The following is a 1,012-nucleotide window of genomic DNA, read 5'->3' as shown; positions in this document are numbered from 1 at the left end:
AAGCGACGAAGAACCGGGTCGATCAAATGACGAAGCGACTTCGTAAGCTGAACACGTTCCGCTTACAGGATGCCGTTCTCGTAACGGAGCATCATGCAGAACCGGATATCTTATTCGTCGGTTTCAACTCGACACGTGGAACGATCGAAGAGATCATGCCACGACTCGAAGCACAAGGAATCAAGGTTGATCACTTGCATATCCGTCAAGTCCATCCGTTCCCAAGTGAGCTCGTCACGCCGCACTTAGAGCGGGCCAAACGAGTCATCGTCGTCGAGTACAACGCAACGGGACAACTGGCGAAGCTGATCCAGATGAACTGTGGACATGCATCGAAGATCGAGCATATCCTGAAATTCAATGGCGACCCGTTCTACCCAGCAGAGGTCGTCGAGCAGGTCGTAGGAGGGGTATATCATGGCAACCTTTAAGGATTTTAGAAATGATGTCAAACCAAACTGGTGTCCAGGGTGTGGAGACTTCTCGATTCAAGCAGCGATTCAGCGTGCTGTCGCGAACGTCGGTCTCGAGCCAGAAGAGTTGGCATTGATTTCCGGGATCGGCTGTTCTGGTCGGATTTCCGGTTATATCAATACGTATGGCTTCCACGGCGTTCATGGACGATCCCTTCCGATCGCCCAAGGTGTTAAGATGGCGAACCGCGAATTGACAGTCATCGCGTCTGGTGGCGACGGTGATGGATTTGCGATCGGCATGGGACATACGATTCATGCATTCAAGCGCAATGTCGACATGACGTACATCGTCATGGACAATCAGATTTACGGCTTGACGAAAGGACAGACATCACCTACTTCTGCACCTGGATTCAAGACGAAATCGACGCCAAAAGGGTCGATCGAAAAGAGTGTTTCACCGGTTGAACTCGCCTTGACGGCTGGTGCGACGTTCGTTGCCCAAAGCTTCTCGAACGATTTGAAGGGCTTGACGCAACTGATCGAGCAAGCGACGGCACATAAGGGGTTTGCGTTCATCAACGTCTTCAGTCCGT

General features: G+C 51.6%; 1 protein-coding gene and 1 pseudogene. Both read left to right on the top strand.

Annotation, left to right across the window (positions count from 1 at the left end; all coding sequences use genetic code 11):
- Window positions 1–431 (top strand): annotated as a pseudogene (locus B3M90_RS12030) (2-oxoacid:acceptor oxidoreductase subunit alpha); the annotation flags it as partial.
- A partial coding sequence (locus tag B3M90_RS12025; protein WP_290784269.1) for a 2-oxoacid:ferredoxin oxidoreductase subunit beta occupies window positions 418–1,012 on the top strand: 595 nt, incomplete at its 3' end. The pseudogene B3M90_RS12030 and the gene B3M90_RS12025, both read left to right, overlap by 14 nt.

The sequence above is a fragment of the Exiguobacterium sp. UBA6309 genome (assembly GCF_002439205.1).
GTDB lineage: Bacteria > Bacillota > Bacilli > Exiguobacteriales > Exiguobacteriaceae > Exiguobacterium_A.
The sequence above is the reverse complement of the archived record's forward strand: the minus strand, read 5'-3'. Positions and strand labels throughout refer to the sequence as shown.